At 67.5% G+C, this 17,973-nt stretch carries 16 protein-coding genes; 11 read left to right on the forward strand and 5 right to left on the reverse strand.

All coding sequences use genetic code 11. The features are described from left to right. The first annotated feature begins 9 nt into the window (after positions 1-9). The 3 genes from A9975_RS20525 to A9975_RS20535 are packed head-to-tail and all read left to right on the forward strand — an operon-like array spanning position 10 to position 1,618. On the forward strand, positions 10-678 hold the full coding sequence (locus tag A9975_RS20525) for a bifunctional 2-polyprenyl-6-hydroxyphenol methylase/3-demethylubiquinol 3-O-methyltransferase UbiG (protein ID WP_183034408.1): 669 nt from the start codon (positions 10-12) through the stop codon (positions 676-678). Next, on the forward strand, positions 675-1,385 hold the full coding sequence (locus A9975_RS20530) for a glycosyltransferase family 2 protein (protein WP_183034409.1): 711 nt from the start codon (positions 675-677) through the stop codon (positions 1,383-1,385). Before A9975_RS20525 ends, A9975_RS20530 begins: the two co-directional genes overlap by 4 nt. 44 nt (positions 1,386-1,429) lie before the next feature. Then, complete coding sequence (locus A9975_RS20535; RefSeq protein WP_255503334.1) at positions 1,430-1,618, forward strand: hypothetical protein; 189 nt, start codon at positions 1,430-1,432, stop codon at positions 1,616-1,618. A gap of 20 nt (positions 1,619-1,638) precedes the next feature. Here the strand turns inward: A9975_RS20535 and A9975_RS20540 are convergent, their stop codons facing one another. From A9975_RS20540 to A9975_RS20555, 4 genes are all read right to left on the reverse strand, one after another. Beyond that, on the reverse strand, positions 1,639-2,064 hold the full coding sequence (locus A9975_RS20540) for a hypothetical protein (RefSeq protein ID WP_183034410.1): 426 nt from the start codon (positions 2,062-2,064) through the stop codon (positions 1,639-1,641). Between the two features lie 95 nt (positions 2,065-2,159). After that, positions 2,160-3,131 carry a diguanylate cyclase gene (locus A9975_RS20545; RefSeq protein WP_183034411.1) on the reverse strand — a complete coding sequence of 324 codons (972 nt, stop codon included), beginning with the start codon at positions 3,129-3,131 and terminating at the stop codon, positions 2,160-2,162. Positions 3,132-3,284: 153 nt separating this feature from the next. Next, positions 3,285-3,701, reverse strand: coding sequence for a hypothetical protein (locus A9975_RS20550; protein WP_183034412.1), 417 nt, complete (start codon positions 3,699-3,701; stop codon positions 3,285-3,287). Between the two features lie 230 nt (positions 3,702-3,931). Continuing rightward, positions 3,932-5,095, reverse strand: coding sequence for a site-specific integrase (locus tag A9975_RS20555; protein WP_255503335.1), 1,164 nt, complete (start codon positions 5,093-5,095; stop codon positions 3,932-3,934). A gap of 119 nt (positions 5,096-5,214) precedes the next feature. On the opposite strand from A9975_RS20555, the gene A9975_RS20560 reads away from it, so the two are divergent. Next, positions 5,215-6,183, forward strand: coding sequence for a DNA-binding protein (locus tag A9975_RS20560; protein ID WP_255503336.1), 969 nt, complete (start codon positions 5,215-5,217; stop codon positions 6,181-6,183). A 162-nt stretch (positions 6,184-6,345) separates the two neighbouring features. On the opposite strand, the gene A9975_RS20565 is transcribed toward A9975_RS20560, so the two are convergent. Further along, the gene (locus tag A9975_RS20565; protein ID WP_183034413.1) at positions 6,346-7,914 is read right to left on the reverse strand and encodes a fatty acid--CoA ligase; all 1,569 of its coding nucleotides are present in this window, start codon (positions 7,912-7,914) and stop codon (positions 6,346-6,348) included. A gap of 311 nt (positions 7,915-8,225) precedes the next feature. Here A9975_RS20565 and A9975_RS20570 point away from each other — a divergent pair, with 311 nt between their 5' ends. The 7 genes from A9975_RS20570 to A9975_RS20600 all read left to right on the forward strand — a co-directional run bounded on the left by A9975_RS20570 (position 8,226) and on the right by A9975_RS20600 (position 17,968). After that, a complete protein-coding gene (locus A9975_RS20570) occupies positions 8,226-10,061 on the forward strand; it encodes an acyclic terpene utilization AtuA family protein (RefSeq protein WP_183034414.1) in 1,836 nt (611 codons plus the stop codon). 290 nt (positions 10,062-10,351) lie between these two features. Continuing rightward, positions 10,352-11,122: an AraC family transcriptional regulator gene (locus A9975_RS20575; protein ID WP_220810832.1), complete on the forward strand. Its 771-nt coding sequence runs from the start codon at positions 10,352-10,354 to the stop codon at positions 11,120-11,122. 108 nt (positions 11,123-11,230) lie between these two features. After that, positions 11,231-12,043: a TIGR03084 family metal-binding protein gene (locus A9975_RS20580; protein WP_183034415.1), complete on the forward strand. Its 813-nt coding sequence runs from the start codon at positions 11,231-11,233 to the stop codon at positions 12,041-12,043. Next, positions 12,040-12,942, forward strand: coding sequence for a phosphatidylglycerol lysyltransferase domain-containing protein (locus A9975_RS20585; protein ID WP_183034416.1), 903 nt, complete (start codon positions 12,040-12,042; stop codon positions 12,940-12,942). Before A9975_RS20580 ends, A9975_RS20585 begins: the two co-directional genes overlap by 4 nt. A gap of 153 nt (positions 12,943-13,095) precedes the next feature. Then, positions 13,096-14,718 (forward strand): acyl-CoA carboxylase subunit beta, encoded by a 1,623-nt coding sequence (locus tag A9975_RS20590; RefSeq protein ID WP_183034417.1) that lies wholly within the window; start codon positions 13,096-13,098, stop codon positions 14,716-14,718. Between the two features lie 55 nt (positions 14,719-14,773). After that, the gene (locus A9975_RS20595; RefSeq protein WP_183034418.1) at positions 14,774-15,928 is read left to right on the forward strand and encodes an acyl-CoA dehydrogenase family protein; all 1,155 of its coding nucleotides are present in this window, start codon (positions 14,774-14,776) and stop codon (positions 15,926-15,928) included. 39 nt (positions 15,929-15,967) lie between these two features. After that, positions 15,968-17,968, forward strand: a complete 2,001-nt coding sequence (locus A9975_RS20600; protein WP_183034419.1) for an acetyl-CoA carboxylase biotin carboxylase subunit — start codon at positions 15,968-15,970, stop codon at positions 17,966-17,968. Positions 17,969-17,973 lie beyond the last annotated feature (5 nt).

Raw genomic sequence — 17,973 nt, forward strand, 5'->3', positions numbered from 1 at the left:
GATTGCACCATGACTCTCCCTGGGCCGCTGGCAGACAAGCTAGACGATGCGCCGGCTCTGGCGCCCGACGCCGGGGCTGCCTCGGGCCTCGCCTCGCACTTCGATGCGCTTTATGCCCGCAGCGACGACCCATGGTCCTACCGCAACAGCTGGTACGAAGCCCGCAAGCGCGGGCTCATGGTGGCCATGCTCGACCGGCCGCGTTACCGCTGCGCGTTTGAGCCCGGCTGCGGCAACGGCGAGCTCAGCGCGGCGCTGGTTCGCTACTGCGACAGCCTGCTGGCCGCCGACATGCATCCGCGCGCAGTGCAAGCCGCGCGGGCTCGGCTGGCGGGAATGATGAACGTACGCGTGATGCAGATGACGGCGCCCGAGCAATGGCCCGAGGGTAGCTTCGAACTGATCGTCATTAGCGAGTTTGCTTACTATCTGCCCGAGGCCACAGTCGCCAGGCTCGCGCGCCGCGTAGGGCGCACGCTGGCACCCGGCGGCCTGCTGCTGGCCTGTCACTGGCGGCACCCGTTCGCCGAGCGCCTGATCACGCCTGAGCGCGCCCACGAACTGTTGGCGAAACATGCCGGCCTGGAATGCATCGCTACCCACGTGGAGGCGGATTTCCTGATGCAGTCCTGGAGGCACGAAGGACGTTCCGTGGCAAGCCGGGAGGGCATCGCATGATCGGCGTGATCGTTCCGGTGCATAACGAGGAGGGCTGCCTGGCGGCGTGCCTGCAGGCGGTGTCGCGCGCGGCCGTCTGTCCGGGGCTGCGCGGCGAAGCCGTGCTAGCCATCGTGGTACTGGATACGTGCCATGACCGCTCGGCCGATATTGCCGCCGAGCACGGCGTACTGACGCTGTGCATTGCCGCACGCAATGTCGGCATGGCGCGCGCCGCGGGCGCGGCCCATGCGCTGGCGCTGGGCATGCGGTGGCTGGCGTTTACCGATGCCGACACCATCGTCTCGCCCGACTGGCTCAGCACCCAGGTGCAACTCGGCGCCGACGCCGTCTGCGGCTGCGTGCATGTGGAAGACTGGCAGGACAATCTGGAACTGGTGCGGCAGCGCTACCAGGAACGCTATTGCGCACAGGATGGGCATCAACACATCCACGGCGCCAACCTGGGGGTAGCTGCGGATGCCTATGTGCGCTGCGGCGGGTTTCCCGCGCTGCCAAGCAGCGAGGACGTGGCGCTGGTGCGTGCGCTGCAAGCGTGCGGTGCCAGCATTGCGTGGAGCGCCGCGCCGCGCGTGGTGACCAGCGCACGCCGGCACGCCCGGGTGCGGGACGGCTTCGCCGGCTACCTGCGCGCGCTGGCCGACGCGCCGGAGCCCGGCACTGCCTGCGCGCCCGTGATCGGCGCAGGATTGGCATCCCGCCCATAAGCCTTCTAAGATCAAGTCACACTCACCCGTCCAGGGACATGACCATGACCAATGCGAGCAAGCCTGCAGCGCCGACGCATCACAAGGCGCCCGCACCATCCAAAGCCAAGCCATCGCCGGCCAGCAAGGCCGCCCACGTGGAGGAAGAGCTCGACGAAGCCCTGAGGGAAACCTTTCCCGCGAGCGACCCGATTTCGGTGGACCACGGACGCGTCATCCGGCCTGCGAAGTAGCCGCGGCACGGGCCGCCCCGCTAGACCAGTTGCCGCAACTGCGCGACGACGTTCATCAGTTGCCCGTGCGCCACGATCACGCCTGACTCGTCCTGCAGCGCCTGCTGGTAGCGGTCACGAAACGCCGGGTCGCTGTCGGGACCAAACAGTTTCTCGGTGGCCGCGGCCACCGCCCTGCAGGTTTCATCGTGATGCTCGGGCGCGTCCAGCTCTTCGTCAATCTCGATGATCAGCCGCGAGAGCGGGTCCAGCCAGCGGAAATAGGTCTCCTCGGTCACAACCTGCACGAACAGCCCGGCCGGGATCGGGCCATGCAGGCGTTCGTACTCGGTGCGATTCAGCGCGATCACTTCCTTGTGCACCTTCAAGAGCGCGGCCCGCAGGGCGCGCAGGCCGCTGCGGCGATCCTCCTGCTTGGCCAGGAATTGCTCGTGTGCCATAGCCATTCTCCTTTTCTTGTTGGCTCAGTGGGGCTGCTTGTCAGTATAGGCAGGAGGGCACGCCCGGCGGTGCGCGCGTGGCTTGGCAGCAACCCCTAGGGTTAGCGCTGGCTTGCTTTGCGGGATGCCTTGTTGGCATACATGGCCGCATCGGCCTCGGCCAACAGTGCGGTGGTGCCATCGTGGCGCGCGGCATCGAACTGGACGGAGCCGACGCTGAACGCGATGTCATAACCTCGCGCCGCCTGCTCGTTGATCGCATCCATGGCCGATTTCAGGCGCGCCAGCGTAGTCTGGCACAGCGCGGCACTGGAGCCGGTCAGCAGCGCCACGAACTCATCGCCGCCCAGGCGGCCGATCACATCGGAGTCACGCAGCGACTGGCGCAACTGCGCGGCAAAAACCGACAGGGCACGGTCGCCCTCGGCATGGCCGAAGCGGTCGTTGATGCCTTTGAAATTATCCAGGTCGAAGAACAGCAGCGTGGCGGGCTTGTCCAGGCGCTTGCACACATTGAGCGCATGTTGCGCCAGCGCCGAGAAGCCGCGGCGATTGGACAACATCGTCAGCTCGTCCATGGTGGCCAGTTGCAGCGCGGCCAACTCCTGCTCGGCCATGCGAGCCAGGTCGCGCAACAAGGCGCGGTCTTCCTCGCCGAACTCGCGGGGCTGCACGTCGATCAGGCACAGCGTACCCAGCTTGCTGCCGTTGGCCACCGATAACGGACAGCCCGCATAAAAGCGGATGCCGGGCTCGTCCACCACCAGCGGGTTGTCGTGAAAGCGTTCGTCGAGCAGCGCGTCGGGCACCAGCAGGATGCCGTCATCGAGGATCGCATGCCCGCAGAACGAGACCTCGCGAGGGGACTCGGTGGTAGACAAGCCAATGCAGGACTTGAACCACTGGCGGTTGGCGTCCACCAGGCTGACCAGCGCAATGGGTACGCCAAACAGGCGCCGAGCCAGCCGGGTCAGGCGGTCGAAGCGCTCTTCCGCCGAGGTATCTAGGATATTCAGGGTACGCAGCGTATCCAGCCGAAGCTGTTCGTTGGCGGGGATCGAGGGCGGCGTCATAGGGATTCGGCGACTGGCAGGGGATGGTGTGCGACATCACGCTCTCTGGCTGCGATTGCACGCGCACCGCCTGTATATCGGCATACCCGGCGCGGATTGTAGTGGCTAATTCAAACAGGCATACGAACACGCATTCGAGCGATGTCCATGGCCTCAGCAGCGCAGCCGCGCCTGCTGATCGCGCAGGTTACGGTAGCGCCGGCGGTAGTCCTCCTGCTCCGGCAGCCGAGCCAGGCGGCGCGCACTGTAGTCGGACTCCAGCAGCCGCATCTGGTTGGCCAGCCAGTAACACTGGTTGACTTCGGTGCGGGCGGCCTCGTTCTGCTCGCGCACCAGCCGCGCCTGGTATTCGCGCTCCTCCGCCTCGCGTTTTTTCAGGAACTGCTGGTTGGCCGCGTCGGTAGCCGGTTCGGGGCTGATACGAGAGAGATTGCCGCCCAGCGCCGCGCCCTGCCAGCCGGCCGGGCACGGGGAGTCGGTGTAGAGCGTTTTGTTGCCGCTTACGCATTTGCCGGCGTGGGCCAGGCCCATGCAGCAGGCAAGCGCAAGCAGGACAAGCCAGTGCCGCATGGCAGTCTCCCGTTGGCACCGCCGGTGGCGGCCGCCGTGATTGTCGATCTGGAATCTGGTGGGCGTGTGCGCAACCCGGCCCATATTCTTGTCCGCCCCGGGGCGGCTTGTCCAGCGGTGCCGACCGTTCTCCCATGATCCTGGCGCCCTTGCATTCTCGGCAACAGAATCAGATTCAAGACGTTCTCCTTGCATCAAGGAGAACTACACATGGAAGGCGGCATCAGCTGTCACGGCTCGGCATCCTCGTCCGGCAAGCCGATCAGGTCAGCCGCCACCGAGCGGCGCGCATCCGCCGCCCGGAAATACCGTACCAGCGTCGCCACGCTGGTGTGCCCCGTCATGGCCATGGCCTCGGCCATCGGCACCTGGCGCGAAGCTGCCTCGGTCACGAAACCCGAGCGCAGCGAATGCGCCGAGAAATCTCCCTCCAGCCCGGCCGCCTCGCAACGCTGCCTGACGATCTTGCGCACGGCGGCGTCGGACAGCGCTTCGCCCACATGCCCGCCACGGCGCACGCGCCGGAAGATCGCGCCGTCGCCAATCCCCGAAGCCGCCAGCCAGGCCTCCAGCGCCGCGCCCGCCGCGCCGATCACCGGCTTGGCGTTGTCAGGCAGGTCGGCCCCGGCCTGGTTGGTCTTGGACCAGCCCAATTGATAGACGAACTCGCCCGGCGCGAGGCGCCGCAGGTTGGCCAGGGTGGCCCCCGCCACCTCGGAGCGCCGCCGGCCACCGCTGGACCAGGCGAACAGCAGCAGCGCACGGTCGCGCAAGCCGATCAGCGATTCGTCGCAGGTCTCCAGCAGCCGGGATAACGGCTCACGCGTCAGCGCCGCCTTGCGCGCGGGACGTTCGCCGCGCTTGGCATAGGCCCGGCGCGTACGTGCCACCAGCTCACGCGCGGCCGGGTCGGCGCAGGGGCTATCCAGGTTCTCGAGCCGATGCGCCTTGGCAATAACGGCCAGCCGGTGCATCAGCGTGGCTAACGCCGGCGGGCCCGTACGCGCCTTGAGGCCACGGGCGACCAGTGCCGCATCGATGGCCGGCGGTAATTCGCTGACCGGGCCCTGGGGCGTGGTCCGCGTGGCGTGGTCTACGACGAACTGGATGATGACCGCCGGCTGCAAGGGAAGGGCGATCGGCTGGCCGTAGCGCAGCGCGAACCAGCCTGCCCAATACCGTAAGGCGGAACGATAGCTGGCCACCGTGTTGGCGGATTCGCCCTCGCGGTACAGCGCTTCGGCGGCCTGGCGGCCAAGCGGGTCAAGTTCGGACGGGCGCAGCGGCGCGGGAAAATCGGCATGAGCGGGCTTCAGGCTGAGGGAATCGGGGCGATTTGGCAGGTTTTCGGCCTTGTCACCTGGGAATAGTGGTGGTTCTTGATAGATCATCATAAATATGATGTATGCTGTATGAAATTATACATCATTAGCCAATAAGGCACGATAACCATTCATTATCGTGCCTTATCTTTGGGGCGAGATCCAACGCCGCCAAAAAACTTGCCCGGACCATGCAAAACGCCAATCTGCCCGCCACGCGCTCCCGTTCCATCACCCAGCAAGATGTCTGGCAAGCCGCCGATGCCTTGCTGCTGGCCGGCCAGCGCCCAACCATCGAACGGATCCGGCTGCATCTTGGGCGCGGCTCGCCAAATACCGTCAGCCCGCACCTGGATGCGTGGTTTGCCGGGCTGGGCGCGCGTTTGCAGGACCCGCAAGCGTTTGCGGCGCCAGCGAACCTGCCCGAGCCGGTGAACCAGGCCGCACGCTATCTCTGGGATGCGGCACAAGCCGAGGCCCGTGCCACCGTGTCGGCGAGCTATGCCACGCGGGAATCGGAACTGGCGCTGGCGAGGGCAGCCGTCGAGGCGGAGCAAGCCACGCTGGCGCAGGAGCGCGCCATCCTGATGGCGAAGCTGGACGCGGCCGACAACGCCCTGGCCGAACTGGCGCGCGCCCGGGATGAAGCCAGCGAACGCGCCGCCCGCGCCGAGGCGCAACTAGTGGCGCAGCAGGCCGAGAACGACGCCGTACGCGCCGCACTGGGACGCGCGCAGGAAGAAAAGGACGCGCTGCTGCGCGATACCGCTAGCCAGCGTGCCGCTTGGGACAAGGAGCGCGAAACCATGGCGGATCGCTTTGGCGCCAATGAGCGGCGCATGGCGCTGGAACTGGACGGCGCGCGGGTGGCGCTGCGTGAAGGGCAGCGTCAGTTGGACAACGAGCGCAAGGCGGCCCAGCAAAAGCTCGCCGACGCGGCGCAAGCCGCGGGGCGGCAGGCCGAGGAACTGGCAAAGGTGGGGAATGCCCTGGCCGTGCTGGATGAGCGGGTCCGGCAGCAGGATGGCTTGCTGGCCGAGTACCGGCAGCAACTGGAAAACCGCGGAGAGCCGGAAGCGGATATCGGGCGGACAGCACGCCCGCCGATCCGAAAGGCTCGCCCGATGAGGCCCACCCGGCCACCGAGGTTCAAGGTGTAAAGAGGACTCTTCCTAAAGCTAGATCTAGCGTTGACAGTGAGGTGCAACCGGTTGAATTGATTGGATATTCCGAGGAGATTTCCCCACTGGAACACCTGGCACCTGACATCAGAACATGCCGGCAAGTTGCTGATTCACAAGCGTTCCCATGTCCCGGCTCCGTTAGTTCGCCCGCAGCAAGTGCTTCTGGATTTTCCCGCTCGTGGTCTTCGGCAGCGCATCGACGAAGTGATACCGGCGCGGCCGCTTGTAGGCAGCCAGCCGGTCGCCATGCACCAGGAAGCCATCGAGCAATGCCGCGGTAGCTTGCGCCCCGGGCTTGACCACCACATAGGCGCCGACAACCTGCCCCCAGGTAGCATCCGCCTCGCCGATGACCGCCACTTCCAGCACGGCAGCGTGTTCGATCAGCGCATCCTCGACTTCCCGCGGATACACATTCTCGGCGCCCGAATTGATCATGTAGTCGATGCGATCACGCACCCACAGGTAGCCGTCCTCGTCCAGGCTGCCGAGGTCGCCGGTGTGGTACCAGCCGTGGGCCAGGGCGCGCGCATTGGCGTCCGGGCGGTTCAGGTAGCCGGCCATCATGCACGGGCCGCGCACCAGGATCTCGCCGACTTCTCCGGGGGCGCACGGCTGGGCCGGATCGGTCGGGGCGTCGTCCTCGTGCAGCACCGCAACCACCAGGTCGTGATTGAGCGAGGGCAGGCCGGCCGAGCCGGCGTGGCTGAGCTGCTCGTGGGGATACAGCACGGACATGCAGGGCCCCATCTCGGTGGTGCCATACACCTGCACCAGGCCCGCGCCAACCACGCGGTCCCACTCGCGGATCAGGTGCGGCGCCATCGATGCGCCGCCGTACTCCACCAGCCGCAGCGACGACACATCGCGCGTGTGGGCGTCCGGGTGGTTGAGCATCATGCCGACCATGGTCGGCGCGGCGAAGAAATGCGTGACTTTCTCGGCCTCGACCAGTTGCCAGGCCTCGCCGGCATCGAAGCGCCGCTGCAGCACCTGCGTGGCGCCCAGCTGCAGGCGCGGCAGGAAGCTGGTGTGCAGCTCCGCCGTGTGGTTCAGCGGCGCAATCGACAAGCCCACGTCCTCACGCGACAGCGTCATGGCCTGATGCATCATGGCGTTGTGCGCGAGCTTGCTGCGGTGCGTGTGCAGCACGCCCTTGGGGCGGCCGGTGGTGCCGCTGGTATACATCAGGATGCAGGGATCGTTCTCAATCACAGCGATGCCGGGCGCGTCATGCGGCTGGCCCGCGGCCAGCGTGGCCAGGTGGTGCGTGGCAAAGGCCGGTGCCGGCTCGGGGTCCGCGTAGATCCAGCGTGTCGTGCCCGGGGCCAGCTGGGCGGCTTTTTCCACCACGGCGCTGCCTTCCTGCTCGAACAGCAGGGCGCTGGCCTTGCCATCCTCCAGGATAAAGGCCAGTTCCTGGGCGGCCAGCCGGTAGTTGATCGGATTGAAGATCGCACCCACCCGGGCCGCAGCCAGCATGCAAAAGACAAAGGCTGGCGTGTTGTAGAGGAAGGCCGCAACCACATCGCCATGGCCTACGCCGATCGACAGCAGCGCGTGGGCGTGGCGGTTCACCTGCGCATCCAGCTCGGCATAGGTCCAGGTGCGGCGGGTCGGCCCCATGCCGGCGACCAGCGCGGTCTTGCGTGGCAGGTAGCGCGCGGGCCAGGAAAGGGTGTCGCCCAGGGTAAGGACGTGGCTCAAGGCAATGCTCCAACAGCGGGGGTGGGGGTAGGGGCGCCGGCGGGCAAGGCAAGCCGGCGGAAGCGGTCGAAAGAAAGCGGTCGAAAGAAAGCGGTCGAAAGAAAGCGGTCGAATATAAAGCCGGCGTCTCTTTTTGGGAAATAACGATTTGCACTTTGCATATATGGATACGCCAGGGCGCGCCCGGCGCCGAAGCCAATTGACGCAAGACGCCATGCCCGCAACTCGATATCGTGCCAGCAAGGCCGGCGAGCCATGACTCGCCGATGACAACGGCAATCGATGACTGAGGCGAAAGGGGAAGCGCGTCCATGAACAAGCAAAGTCGGCAGGGCAAGGAAAACGTGCGGATAGGCGGCGCCTCCGGTTTCTGGGGCGACAGCGCAATCGGCCCGGTCCAACTGGTGGACAAGGGCGACATCGACTACCTGGTGTTCGACTACCTGGCCGAACTCACCATGTCGCTGCTGGCGGCGGCGCGGCTGAAGAACCCGGAAGCCGGCTATGCGCTGGATTTTGTCACCGGGGCCCTGCGCTCGGTCCTTAAGCCAGCCATGGAAAAGGGCATCCGCATCGTGAGCAATGCCGGCGGCGTGAATCCGCGGGCTTGCGCGGCGGCGGTGCGCAAGCTGGCCGAGGAGCTTGGCGTGACGGTGCGGGTGGCGGTGGTCGATGGCGACGACCTGTTGCCGCAGCTCGACGCGCTGCGCGAGGCAGGCACGCGCGATATGCAAAGCGGCGCCGCGATGCCGGCCCGCATCCTGACGGCCAACGCCTACCTGGGCGCCGTGCCGATCCGGGCCGCGCTGGATGCCGGCGCGGATATCGTGATCACCGGGCGCTGCGTGGACAGCGCGGTGACGCTGGGCGTGCTGATGCACGAGTTCAACTGGAGCCCCACCGACTACGACCTGCTGTCCGCGGGCAGCCTGGCGGGGCACATCATCGAGTGCGGCTGCCAGGCCACCGGCGGCCTGCACACCGACTGGGAGCAGGTGCCGGACTGGGCCAATATCGGCTACCCGGTGGTGACCTGCCGGGCGGATGGCACCTTCCTGGTCGGCAAGCCGCCCGGCACCGGCGGGCTGGTCAGCCCTGCCACCGTCGGCGAGCAGATGCTGTACGAGATAGGCGATCCCGCCGCCTACCTGCTGCCTGACGTGATCTGCGATTTCACGGGCGTCACGCTGCGCCAGGCCGGGCCGGACCTGGTGGAAGTACAGGGCGCCAAGGGCCGCCCGCCGACCGCCAGCTACAAGGTCTCGGCCACCTACGCCGACGGCTACCGCTGCTCGGCGCAACTGACCATCGTGGGCTTCGATGCCGTGCGCAAGGCGCGCCGCAGCGGCGAAGCCTTCCTGGCGCGCACCCGCGGCATGCTGGCACGGGCCGGGCAGCCGGATTTCACCGAGACCCGCCTGGATGTGCTGGGCACCGCCGCGGCCTTTGGCCCGCATGTGCCGCAACCGGCCTTGTTCGAGGCGGTGATGTGGCTGGCGGTGACGCATCCGGACAAGCGCGCGCTGGAGATGTTCGCGCGAGAGATCGCGCCGGCAGGCACTTCATGGTCGCCCGGGACCACCGGGGTAGGCGGGCGGCCATCGGTCAGCATGGCCATCAAGCAGTTTCCCTTCCTGGTGCCAAAAACGCGGGTCCAGCCCGCCGTGTGGCTTGACGAGCAGGCGGTGCCGCTGCCCGCGGCCTTGGCCTGCGCAAGCGATACGCAAGCCAGCACGGTGCCGGCTGCCGGGCCAGCCCGCGTATCGACGCCTTGCGCGGCGGCCACAGAGCCCGCCGCAGACTGGGTCGATGTGCCGCTGATCCGGCTGGCGTACGGGCGTAGTGGCGACAAGGGCGATTTCTCCAATATCGGCATCCTCGCGCGCGACGCCGCCTACCTGCCGCTGATCGCAGCGCAGCTGACGGAGTCCGCCGTGGCCGCGTTCCTTGCGCACAACGTCAAGGGCAGGGTGACGCGTTACTTCCTGCCCGGCATCGGCGCCTTCAACTTCCTGTGCGAGCAGGCACTGGGCGGCGGTGGCATGGCGTCGCTGCGCAACGATCCGCTGGGCAAAGGGATGGGCCAGGTCCTGCTGGCCATGCCAGTGCGGGTGCCACCCGCGCTGGCGCGGGCACTGGGCGCCTGAGCCAGGCCGGATGGGGTTTATCCCGATGCCGACGGCATGCGGCATCGGGATAAACCCCATCCGGCGGCTCTTGGGCCGCCTTCGCTGGCATCATGACGCAGGCGCGCAAGGCCGCAGGGCGGCTGCCCGCGCGTTCTTGCCGAACCAGGCGCCAGCCGTCAGTCACATCAGCCACTTCAGCCACTTCAGCCACGCGCGGCGCCGCGAACAGTGAGACCCAGATGCAGCCAGTTTTGCCATGCACACCGGACGTCACGGGCCTGCCGTGCGGGCGCCCGAGCGGAAGCTTCATGTGGATCGACCCCGACCGCGTGCTCTACGTTGGGCTGCTGGGCGCGCCGTCGGTGCGCTCCATCGGCGCCATCCTGCTTTATGTGGCGCTGGACGCGCCGTTTCGCCTGAGCGTGGCGGATGGCGAGTGGGAAACCGCCGAGATCGCCTTCGTGCCGCCCTACGTCGCGCACCGCATCGCTTCCGACAGCCGCAGCCTGTGCGGCTTCCTGATCGAGCCCGAGACCGTCGATATGTCCCGCTTGCCGCTGCTGCTGCGCGGGCCAGGCGGCGCGCTGGCGGCCCCGCGCATGGCGCAGCATGCGCGCGACCTGATCGCCCAGTTGCGCGGCATGCGGCGGCCAGAGCTGGGCGCCGGGCTGCTCGATGCGCTGTTGCTGGGCGAGCCGCTGGCGCCGCGCGCGCTCGATCCGCGCATCGATGCGGCGGTGCGCCAGATCAAGGCCGACCCGGGCGGGCGCAGCGCCGCCAGCGACCACGCGCGCGACGCCAACTTGTCGTTTTCCCGCTTCCTGCACCTGTTCAAGGAGGAGGTCGGCACGCCGTTCCGCACGTTCCGCACCTGGAAGCGCGCCCGCAGCCTGCTGCACTACGTCACCCAGGAGGCCAACCTGGCCGAAGTCGCGCTGGATACCGGCTATCCGGATTCCACGCACTTCAGCCACTCCATCCGCCGCGTGTACGGGCTCAAGCCGCGCGACATCTTTGCCGGCTCGCGCAAGCTCGCGCTGCATGGCCTGCCGCCAATGACTGCCTATCGTCCCGCGTAGCTGGCCAGGCGGCGACCACTTTGCACAAGACCAGCGGCGCGCTGCGCGCCAGAATCGAAGCCATCGAACCTCTTCAGGCCTGCCGCCAACGGCAGCCAGACACGCCCCATGAAAGCAACCTGCCAGGACCTGCTGGACGAATACCGCGAGCTGGCCGCCCTTTGCGCCACGCTCACCCCCGCGCAATGGCGCGAGCCAAGCGCCTTCTATGACTGGAGCGCCTGGGACGAGATCGCCCACCTGTGCTACTTCGACCAGACCGCGCTGCAGGCCGCCACCGACCCGCAAGCCTTCCTGCGCGACGCGCAAGCGCTCAACGCGCTGATGGCAGGAGGCGGGCATATCAGCGCCGTGGCGCGCGACACCTATGGCCACCTGGACGGCCCTGCCTTGCTGGCGTACTGGCAGCCACTGTACGAGCAGCTGGTGCGCACGCTGGCCACGCTCGACCCCAAGGCCCGCCTGCCCTGGTACGGTCCACCCATGAGCGCCCGCAGCTTTGCCACCGCGCGGCTGATGGAGACCTGGGCCCATGGCCAGGACATCTGGGATACGGCAGGCCGGGCCCGCGCGCCCACCGCCCGCCTCAAGCACATTGCCCATATCGGCGCCACCACCTACGGCTGGACCTTCGTCAACCGCGGTGAGCCGGTGCCGGGGCCCGCGCCTTATATCGCGCTGAGCGCGCCCGATGGCAGCGAGTGGGCCTGGAACGAGCCGCAGCAGGACAACTACGTGCGCGGCAGCGCGGAAGATTTCTGCCTGCTGGTCACGCAGCGCCGGCATCTGGACGATACCGGCCTGCAATACAGCGCCGGGCCGGCCCGGCAATGGCTGGCGCAAGCCCAGTGCTTCGCCGGGCCGCCCGCTACCGGGCCGGCTGCCGGCACGCGCGTGTTGCGCACGGCTTCGGCAGGGTGAACGGCACCGCAGCGCCCGTTCGGGCCGTGCAAGGCGAGCCGCTGGTGCCCGCACTTGCCGCCGGGATCGACGCAGCGCTGCGCAAGCTCAGCGCCGACGCCGGCGAAACCTGCCTCTCCGAGCACGCCTTCGCCAACCTGTACCTGTTCCGGCAAGCGCACGCCTACCGCTATGTCGGCGGAGCCTATCCGCATATCAGCGGCATGACCTATGACGGCGCGCGCCACGTGCTGCCGCTGTTCGCGCTGGAAACCACGCCGGTTGACGTGCTGCGCGCGCTGCTGCGCGAGCACGCCTGCCTCTATCCGCTGTCCACGGCCCAGGTCGCGCGGCTCGACCCCGCCATCTTCACCTGGACGGCATCGCGCGCCGACGCCGACTACCTCTATCCCGCCGCCAACTTCACGGCCTATCGCGGCACGACGCTCGCCAAGAAGCGCAACCTGATGAAGCAGTTGCTGGCGACGCATGCCGTCACCGCGCGCGCCTACCACCCGGGGCTGGCCGGCCAAGCCCTGGCCGTGCATGAGGGCTGGATGCAAGCCAAGCACAAAGCGCACGGCGAAGCCGACGACACCCCCTGCGGCGAGGCCCTCCAACACGCCGAACGCCTTGGCCTTGAGGGCTTCCTGTACGAGATAGCAGGGCAGCCCGTGGGTTTCGTGCTGGCGCAGGAGATCCGCCCAACGGTCTTCGCCATGCGCTTCGCCAAAGGCCTGGCGGACTGCAAGGGCATCTACCAGTACATGTTCCACCACTTCTGCACGGCGTACCCACGCCCGGTAGCGTGGTTGAATTTCGAACAGGACATGGGGCTGGACAACTTCCGTCAGACCAAGCTCTCCTATGCGCCGAGTGCGTTGCTGCCGAAGTTCAGGGTGCGATTGCGCACGGGTTGAGGTACTTCCGGCCCCCAACGCAAAAAGAACAAAGGCACAAAGGCACAAGGGCACAAGGGCGCGAAGCAGCACAGCCAGTTCTCGCAAGACCCTGCCGGCTCCCACCCCTACCATGGCTTCACACCGGCGCACCGCCCCGAACAGTGAACCCATATGGCAAATATCGAATCCAGACTCTCCGTCAGCAGTGAAGCATTCCAGGCCAACCGCGCCGGCATGCTGGCACTGCTGGAGCGTATCCGCGCCTTCGAGCAGCGCGCCGCCAGTTTGTCCGCCGCCTCGCGCGAGCGCTTCGAGAAGCGCGGGCAGTTGCTGCCGCGCGACCGGCTGGCATTGCTGCTGGACCCGGGCGCACCGTTTATCGAGTTGTCGTCGCTAGCCGGGCTGGGGCTGGACAACCCCGATCTGGACAAGAGCGTGCCCGGCGGCGGCCTGATCGCGGGCATCGGCTTTGTGTCGGGCCTGCGCTGCATGATCAGCGCCTCGGACTCGGGCATCAACGCCGGTGCCTTGCAACCCAAGGGGCTGGACAAGCAGCTGCGGGTGCAGGAAATCGCGCTCGAGAACAAACTGCCCTATGTGCAACTGGTGGAGAGCGCCGGCGCCAACCTGATGACCTACAAGGTCGAGGATTTCGTGCGGGGCGGCAACCTGTTCCGCAACCTGGCGCGCCTGTCGGCTGCCGGGCTGCCGGTGGTGACGGTGACGCATGGCTCGTCCACGGCGGGCGGGGCTTACCAGACCGGCTTGTCGGACTACATCATCATGGTGCGCGGCCGCTCGCGCGCCTTCCTGGCAGGCCCGCCGCTGTTGATGGCCGCGACGGGCGAAGTGGCCACCGAGGAGGAACTCGGTGGCGCCGTGATGCATACCTCGGTCTCCGGCCTGGGCGACTACCTGGCCGAGGACGACCGCGATGCGCTGCGCATCGCCCGCGAGATCCTGGGCAAGATCGACTGGCACCGCGACCAGCCCGCCGCCGCGCCGCGCAGCTACAAGCCGCCGCGCTTTGATGCCGAGGAGCTGCTCGGCGTGATGCCGATGGACCATAAGCGGCCGGTCGACATGAAGGAGGTGATCGCGCGCATTGCCGACGACTCCGACTTCCTGGAGTTCGGCGAGAACTACGGCGGCGCCACCGTATGCGGCCATATCAAGATCGAGGGCTGGCCGCTTGGCATCATCACCAACAACGGCCCGATCGATCCGGCCGGCGCGACCAAGGCGACGCACTTTATCCAGGCCTGCTGCCAGTCGCGCACGCCCATCCTCTACCTGAACAACACCACCGGCTTCATGGTAGGCCGCAGCTATGAGGAAGCCGGCATCATCAAGCACGGCTCCAAGATGATCCAGGCGGTGAGCAACGCCACCGTGCCGCAGATCACGATCTATTGCGGCGCGTCGTTCGGCGCGGGCAACTACGGCATGTGCGGGCGCGGCTTCCACCCGCGTTTCTGCTTCTCCTGGCCCAATGCCAAGACCGCGGTGATGGGCGGCGAGCAGGCCGCACGCACCATGGCCATCGTGACCGAAGCCGCCATGAAGCGCAAAGGCGGGCAAGCCGATGCCGACCAGTTGGAAGCACTGCAGAAAGGCATCGTCGAGCGCTTCGACCGCCAGATGAGCGTGTTTGTCACCAGCGCCCACGTGCTGGACGACGGCGTGATCGACCCGCGCAATACGCGCGCGGTGCTGGCCAATGTGCTGGCGGTCTGCCGCGAGGGCGATGCCAGGACGCCGCAAGCCATGCAATTCGGGGTTGCGCGGCCCTGATGGCCAGCGACTCAGCCAGAACAGACATGCAAAAGAACGAACGGAGACCAGCGACATGCTACTGACACCCGAACACGAGGCGCTGCGCGCCACCATCAAGCGCTTTATCGCCGAGCAGATCAATCCGCACGTCGACGCCTGGGAAGAGGCCGAGATCTTCCCCGCGCATGAGGTCTTTCGCAAGATGGGCGATCTGGGCCTGCTGGGCCTGTCCAAGCCGGAAGAGGATGGAGGCATGGGGCTCGATTACTCCTACAGCGCGGTGCTGGCGGAGACGCTGTCCGACATCAACTGCGGCGGCGTGCCCATGGCCATCGGGGTGCAGACCGACATGGCTACCCCGGCCCTGGCCCACCACGGCAGCGCGGAGCTGCGCCGCGAATTCCTGGCACCCGCGATCCGTGGCGAGTACGTGGCCTGCCTGGGCGTCTCCGAGGTGGGCAGCGGCTCCGACGTGGCCTCGATCAAGACCACCGCAAGGCGCGACGGCGACGACTACATCATCAACGGCGGCAAGATGTGGACCACCAATGGCACCCAGGCCGACTTCTGCTGCGTGCTGGCCAATACGTCGGACGGCGCGCCGCACCGCAACAAGACGCTCATCGTGGTGCCAATGAAGACCCGCGGCGTTTCGGTGGCCAAGAAGATCCGCAAGATCGGCATGGACTCGTCCGATACCGCGCAGCTGTATTTCGACGACGTGCGGGTGCCGCAGCGCTACCGCATCGGCGAGGAAGGCATGGGCTTTACCTACCAGATGGAGCAGTTCCAGGTAGAGCGCCTGTGGGGGGCGCTCAGCTCCGCCAGCCGATGCGCCAAGGCGATCGACCTCACCATCGAGTACACCCGCGAGCGCAAGGCATTTGGCCGCTCCATCCTGGACAACCAGTGGGTGCACTACACCTTGGCCGAGCTGCAGACCGAAGTCGAAGCACTGCACGCCCTGTGCTGGCGCGCCGTGGAGCTGATGGTGCGCGGCGAGGATGCCACCCGCCTGGCCACCATGGCCAAGCTCAAGGCCGGCAGGCTGTCGCGCGAGGTGGCGGACCGCTGCCTGCAGTTCTGGGGCGGCATGGGCTACGTGCTGGAGAGCCCGATCTCGCGCATTTTCCGGGACGGGCGGCTCACCTCCATCGGCGGCGGCGCCGACGAGGTCATGATGCAGATCCTGTGCAAGTTCATGGGCACCTTCCCCCAGTCGAAGTAAGCGTTCAAAGCTAAAGACAAGAGAGCAGACCAGGCCACCATGAAGCAGCCCACGCCATTCCAGAAGATCCTGATCGCCAACCGGGGCGAAATCGCCTTGCGTGTGATGCGCAGCGCCACCGCGCTGGGCTACCGCACGGTGGCGGTCTACTCCAGCGCCGACGCCGGCGCGCGCCATGTCCGGCAAGCCGGCCAGGCGGTGTATATCGGCGAGGCGCAGCCGGCGCAGTCCTACCTGCGCATCGACGCCATCATCGAGGCAGCGCGGCGTTGCGGTGCCGATGCCGTGCATCCCGGCTATGGCTTCCTGGCGGAGAATGCCGCTTTTGCCCGCGCCTGCCGCGAAGCGGGGCTGGTATTTATCGGTCCGTCGGCTGAGTCCATCGTTGCCATGGGCAACAAGGCCGGCGCCAAGCGCCTGATGATGGCCGCGGACGTGCCCTGCATCCCGGGCTACCAGGGCGAGGACCAGGATGAGGCGCGCCTGTGCGCCGAGGCCGAGCGCATCGGCTTTCCGGTCATGATCAAGGCCACGGCAGGCGGGGGCGGGCGGGGCATGCGGCTGGTGCCGCACGCGCGGGCCTTTGCCGAGCTGCTGCGCAGCGCGCGCTCGGAAGCGCAGGGCGCCTTCGGCGATCCCGAGGTGATCCTGGAGCGGGCCGTGGTGGAGCCGCGCCATATCGAGATCCAGATCCTGGCGGACCGCTATGGCAACGCCATCCACCTGGGCGAGCGCGATTGCTCGGTGCAGCGGCGCCACCAGAAGCTGATCGAGGAAGCGCCGTCGCCCGCGGTGAGCCCCGAGCTGCGGGCCCGCATGGGCGCCACCGCCGTGGCCGCCGTCAAGGCGATCGGCTACGAAGGCGCGGGCACGCTGGAGTTCCTGCTCGACCGCGACGGCAACTATTACTTCATGGAGATGAATACGCGGCTGCAGGTGGAGCATCCCGTGACCGAGGCCATCACCGGCCTGGACCTGGTGGCGCTGCAACTGCGGATTGCCGCAGGCGAGCCGCTGCCGCTCAAGCAGGAAGACGTGCGCTTTTCCGGCCACGCCATCGAAGTGCGGCTGTGCGCCGAAGACGCCGATCAAGGCTTTATGCCGCAAAGCGGCGAGATTGCACTGTGGCAGGCCCCGCCCGCCTTGCGCGTGGAGCATGCGCTGGGCAGTGGCGCGGCGATCCCGCCGTACTACGACTCCATGATTGCCAAGCTCATCAGCTACGGCGGGACACGCGACGAAGCGCGGCGCAAGTTGTCGCAAGGCCTGGAGGACCTGGTGGCGCTTGGCGTGACCACCAACCAGGTGTTCCTTGGCCGCTGCCTCGCCCATCCCGCCTTTGCCGCGGGAGAGGCCACCACCGCCTTCATCGACCAGCACCAGGACGCACTGTTGCAACCCGATGCGGCGCTACGCCAGCGCGCCGCCGCGCTGGCGGCGCTGCTCCTGTATGAAACCTCGCCGGAGCGCCAGCCGGGCGCGCCAGCCGCGAGCCTGGCCCCGACCCTGCCCATTGGCCTGCGTTACCGGGTCAACGGTGCGGAGCATCAGGCCAGCCTGGCATATGGCGGCGGCAATCGCTTCGCGGTTGCCATGGGCGAGTCGCGCTTTGCCTTCGAGACCATCGCGCTAAGCGAGCATTCGGTACGTTTCAATTGCGATGGCCTGGTCGAGAGCGCCACCTTCCATCGCGACGCCAGCACGCTGCTGCTGCACTACCAGGGCACGCCGCTGCGCATCGAAGACCACACGCGTGCCGCCGCCGCCAGGGCCGGCGAAGCTGCCGGCGACGGCAAGCTGCGCGCCTCCATGAACGGCCGGGTGGTCAACGTGATGGTGGCTGCCGGCGACCAGGTCGAGGCGGGCCAGCCCATGGTCACGCTGGAAGCCATGAAGATGGAGCACATCCACGTGGCCCCGGCCGCCGGCCGGGTTGGCGCCGTGCACGTGCAGGTTGGCGACCAGGCCGCCGCCATGCGCGTGATCGCGGAGATCGAGTTCGAGGCGCCGCCGGCGGAGCCGGCCAAGGCCGCCGCCTGAGCCTG

The sequence above is a fragment of the Cupriavidus sp. UME77 genome (assembly GCF_014170355.1).
Classification (GTDB): domain Bacteria; phylum Pseudomonadota; class Gammaproteobacteria; order Burkholderiales; family Burkholderiaceae; genus Cupriavidus; species Cupriavidus basilensis.

What these genes read in the sequence shown, in the direction of transcription:
- A9975_RS20525 (WP_183034408.1), top strand. Translation starts at nt 10, where the DNA reads ATGACTCTCCCTGGGCCGCTGGCAGACAAGCTAGACGATGCGCCGGCT.
- A9975_RS20530 (WP_183034409.1), top strand. Translation starts at nt 675, where the DNA reads ATGATCGGCGTGATCGTTCCGGTGCATAACGAGGAGGGCTGCCTGGCG.
- A9975_RS20535 (WP_255503334.1), top strand. Translation starts at nt 1,430, where the DNA reads ATGACCAATGCGAGCAAGCCTGCAGCGCCGACGCATCACAAGGCGCCC.
- A9975_RS20540 (WP_183034410.1), bottom strand. Translation starts at nt 2,064, where the DNA reads ATGGCTATGGCACACGAGCAATTCCTGGCCAAGCAGGAGGATCGCCGC.
- A9975_RS20545 (WP_183034411.1), bottom strand. Translation starts at nt 3,131, where the DNA reads ATGACGCCGCCCTCGATCCCCGCCAACGAACAGCTTCGGCTGGATACG.
- A9975_RS20550 (WP_183034412.1), bottom strand. Translation starts at nt 3,701, where the DNA reads ATGCGGCACTGGCTTGTCCTGCTTGCGCTTGCCTGCTGCATGGGCCTG.
- A9975_RS20555 (WP_255503335.1), bottom strand. Translation starts at nt 5,095, where the DNA reads ATGATGATCTATCAAGAACCACCACTATTCCCAGGTGACAAGGCCGAA.
- A9975_RS20560 (WP_255503336.1), top strand. Translation starts at nt 5,215, where the DNA reads ATGCAAAACGCCAATCTGCCCGCCACGCGCTCCCGTTCCATCACCCAG.
- A9975_RS20570 (WP_183034414.1), top strand. Translation starts at nt 8,226, where the DNA reads ATGAACAAGCAAAGTCGGCAGGGCAAGGAAAACGTGCGGATAGGCGGC.
- A9975_RS20575 (WP_220810832.1), top strand. Translation starts at nt 10,352, where the DNA reads ATGTGGATCGACCCCGACCGCGTGCTCTACGTTGGGCTGCTGGGCGCG.
- A9975_RS20580 (WP_183034415.1), top strand. Translation starts at nt 11,231, where the DNA reads ATGAAAGCAACCTGCCAGGACCTGCTGGACGAATACCGCGAGCTGGCC.
- A9975_RS20590 (WP_183034417.1), top strand. Translation starts at nt 13,096, where the DNA reads ATGGCAAATATCGAATCCAGACTCTCCGTCAGCAGTGAAGCATTCCAG.
- A9975_RS20595 (WP_183034418.1), top strand. Translation starts at nt 14,774, where the DNA reads ATGCTACTGACACCCGAACACGAGGCGCTGCGCGCCACCATCAAGCGC.
- A9975_RS20600 (WP_183034419.1), top strand. Translation starts at nt 15,968, where the DNA reads ATGAAGCAGCCCACGCCATTCCAGAAGATCCTGATCGCCAACCGGGGC.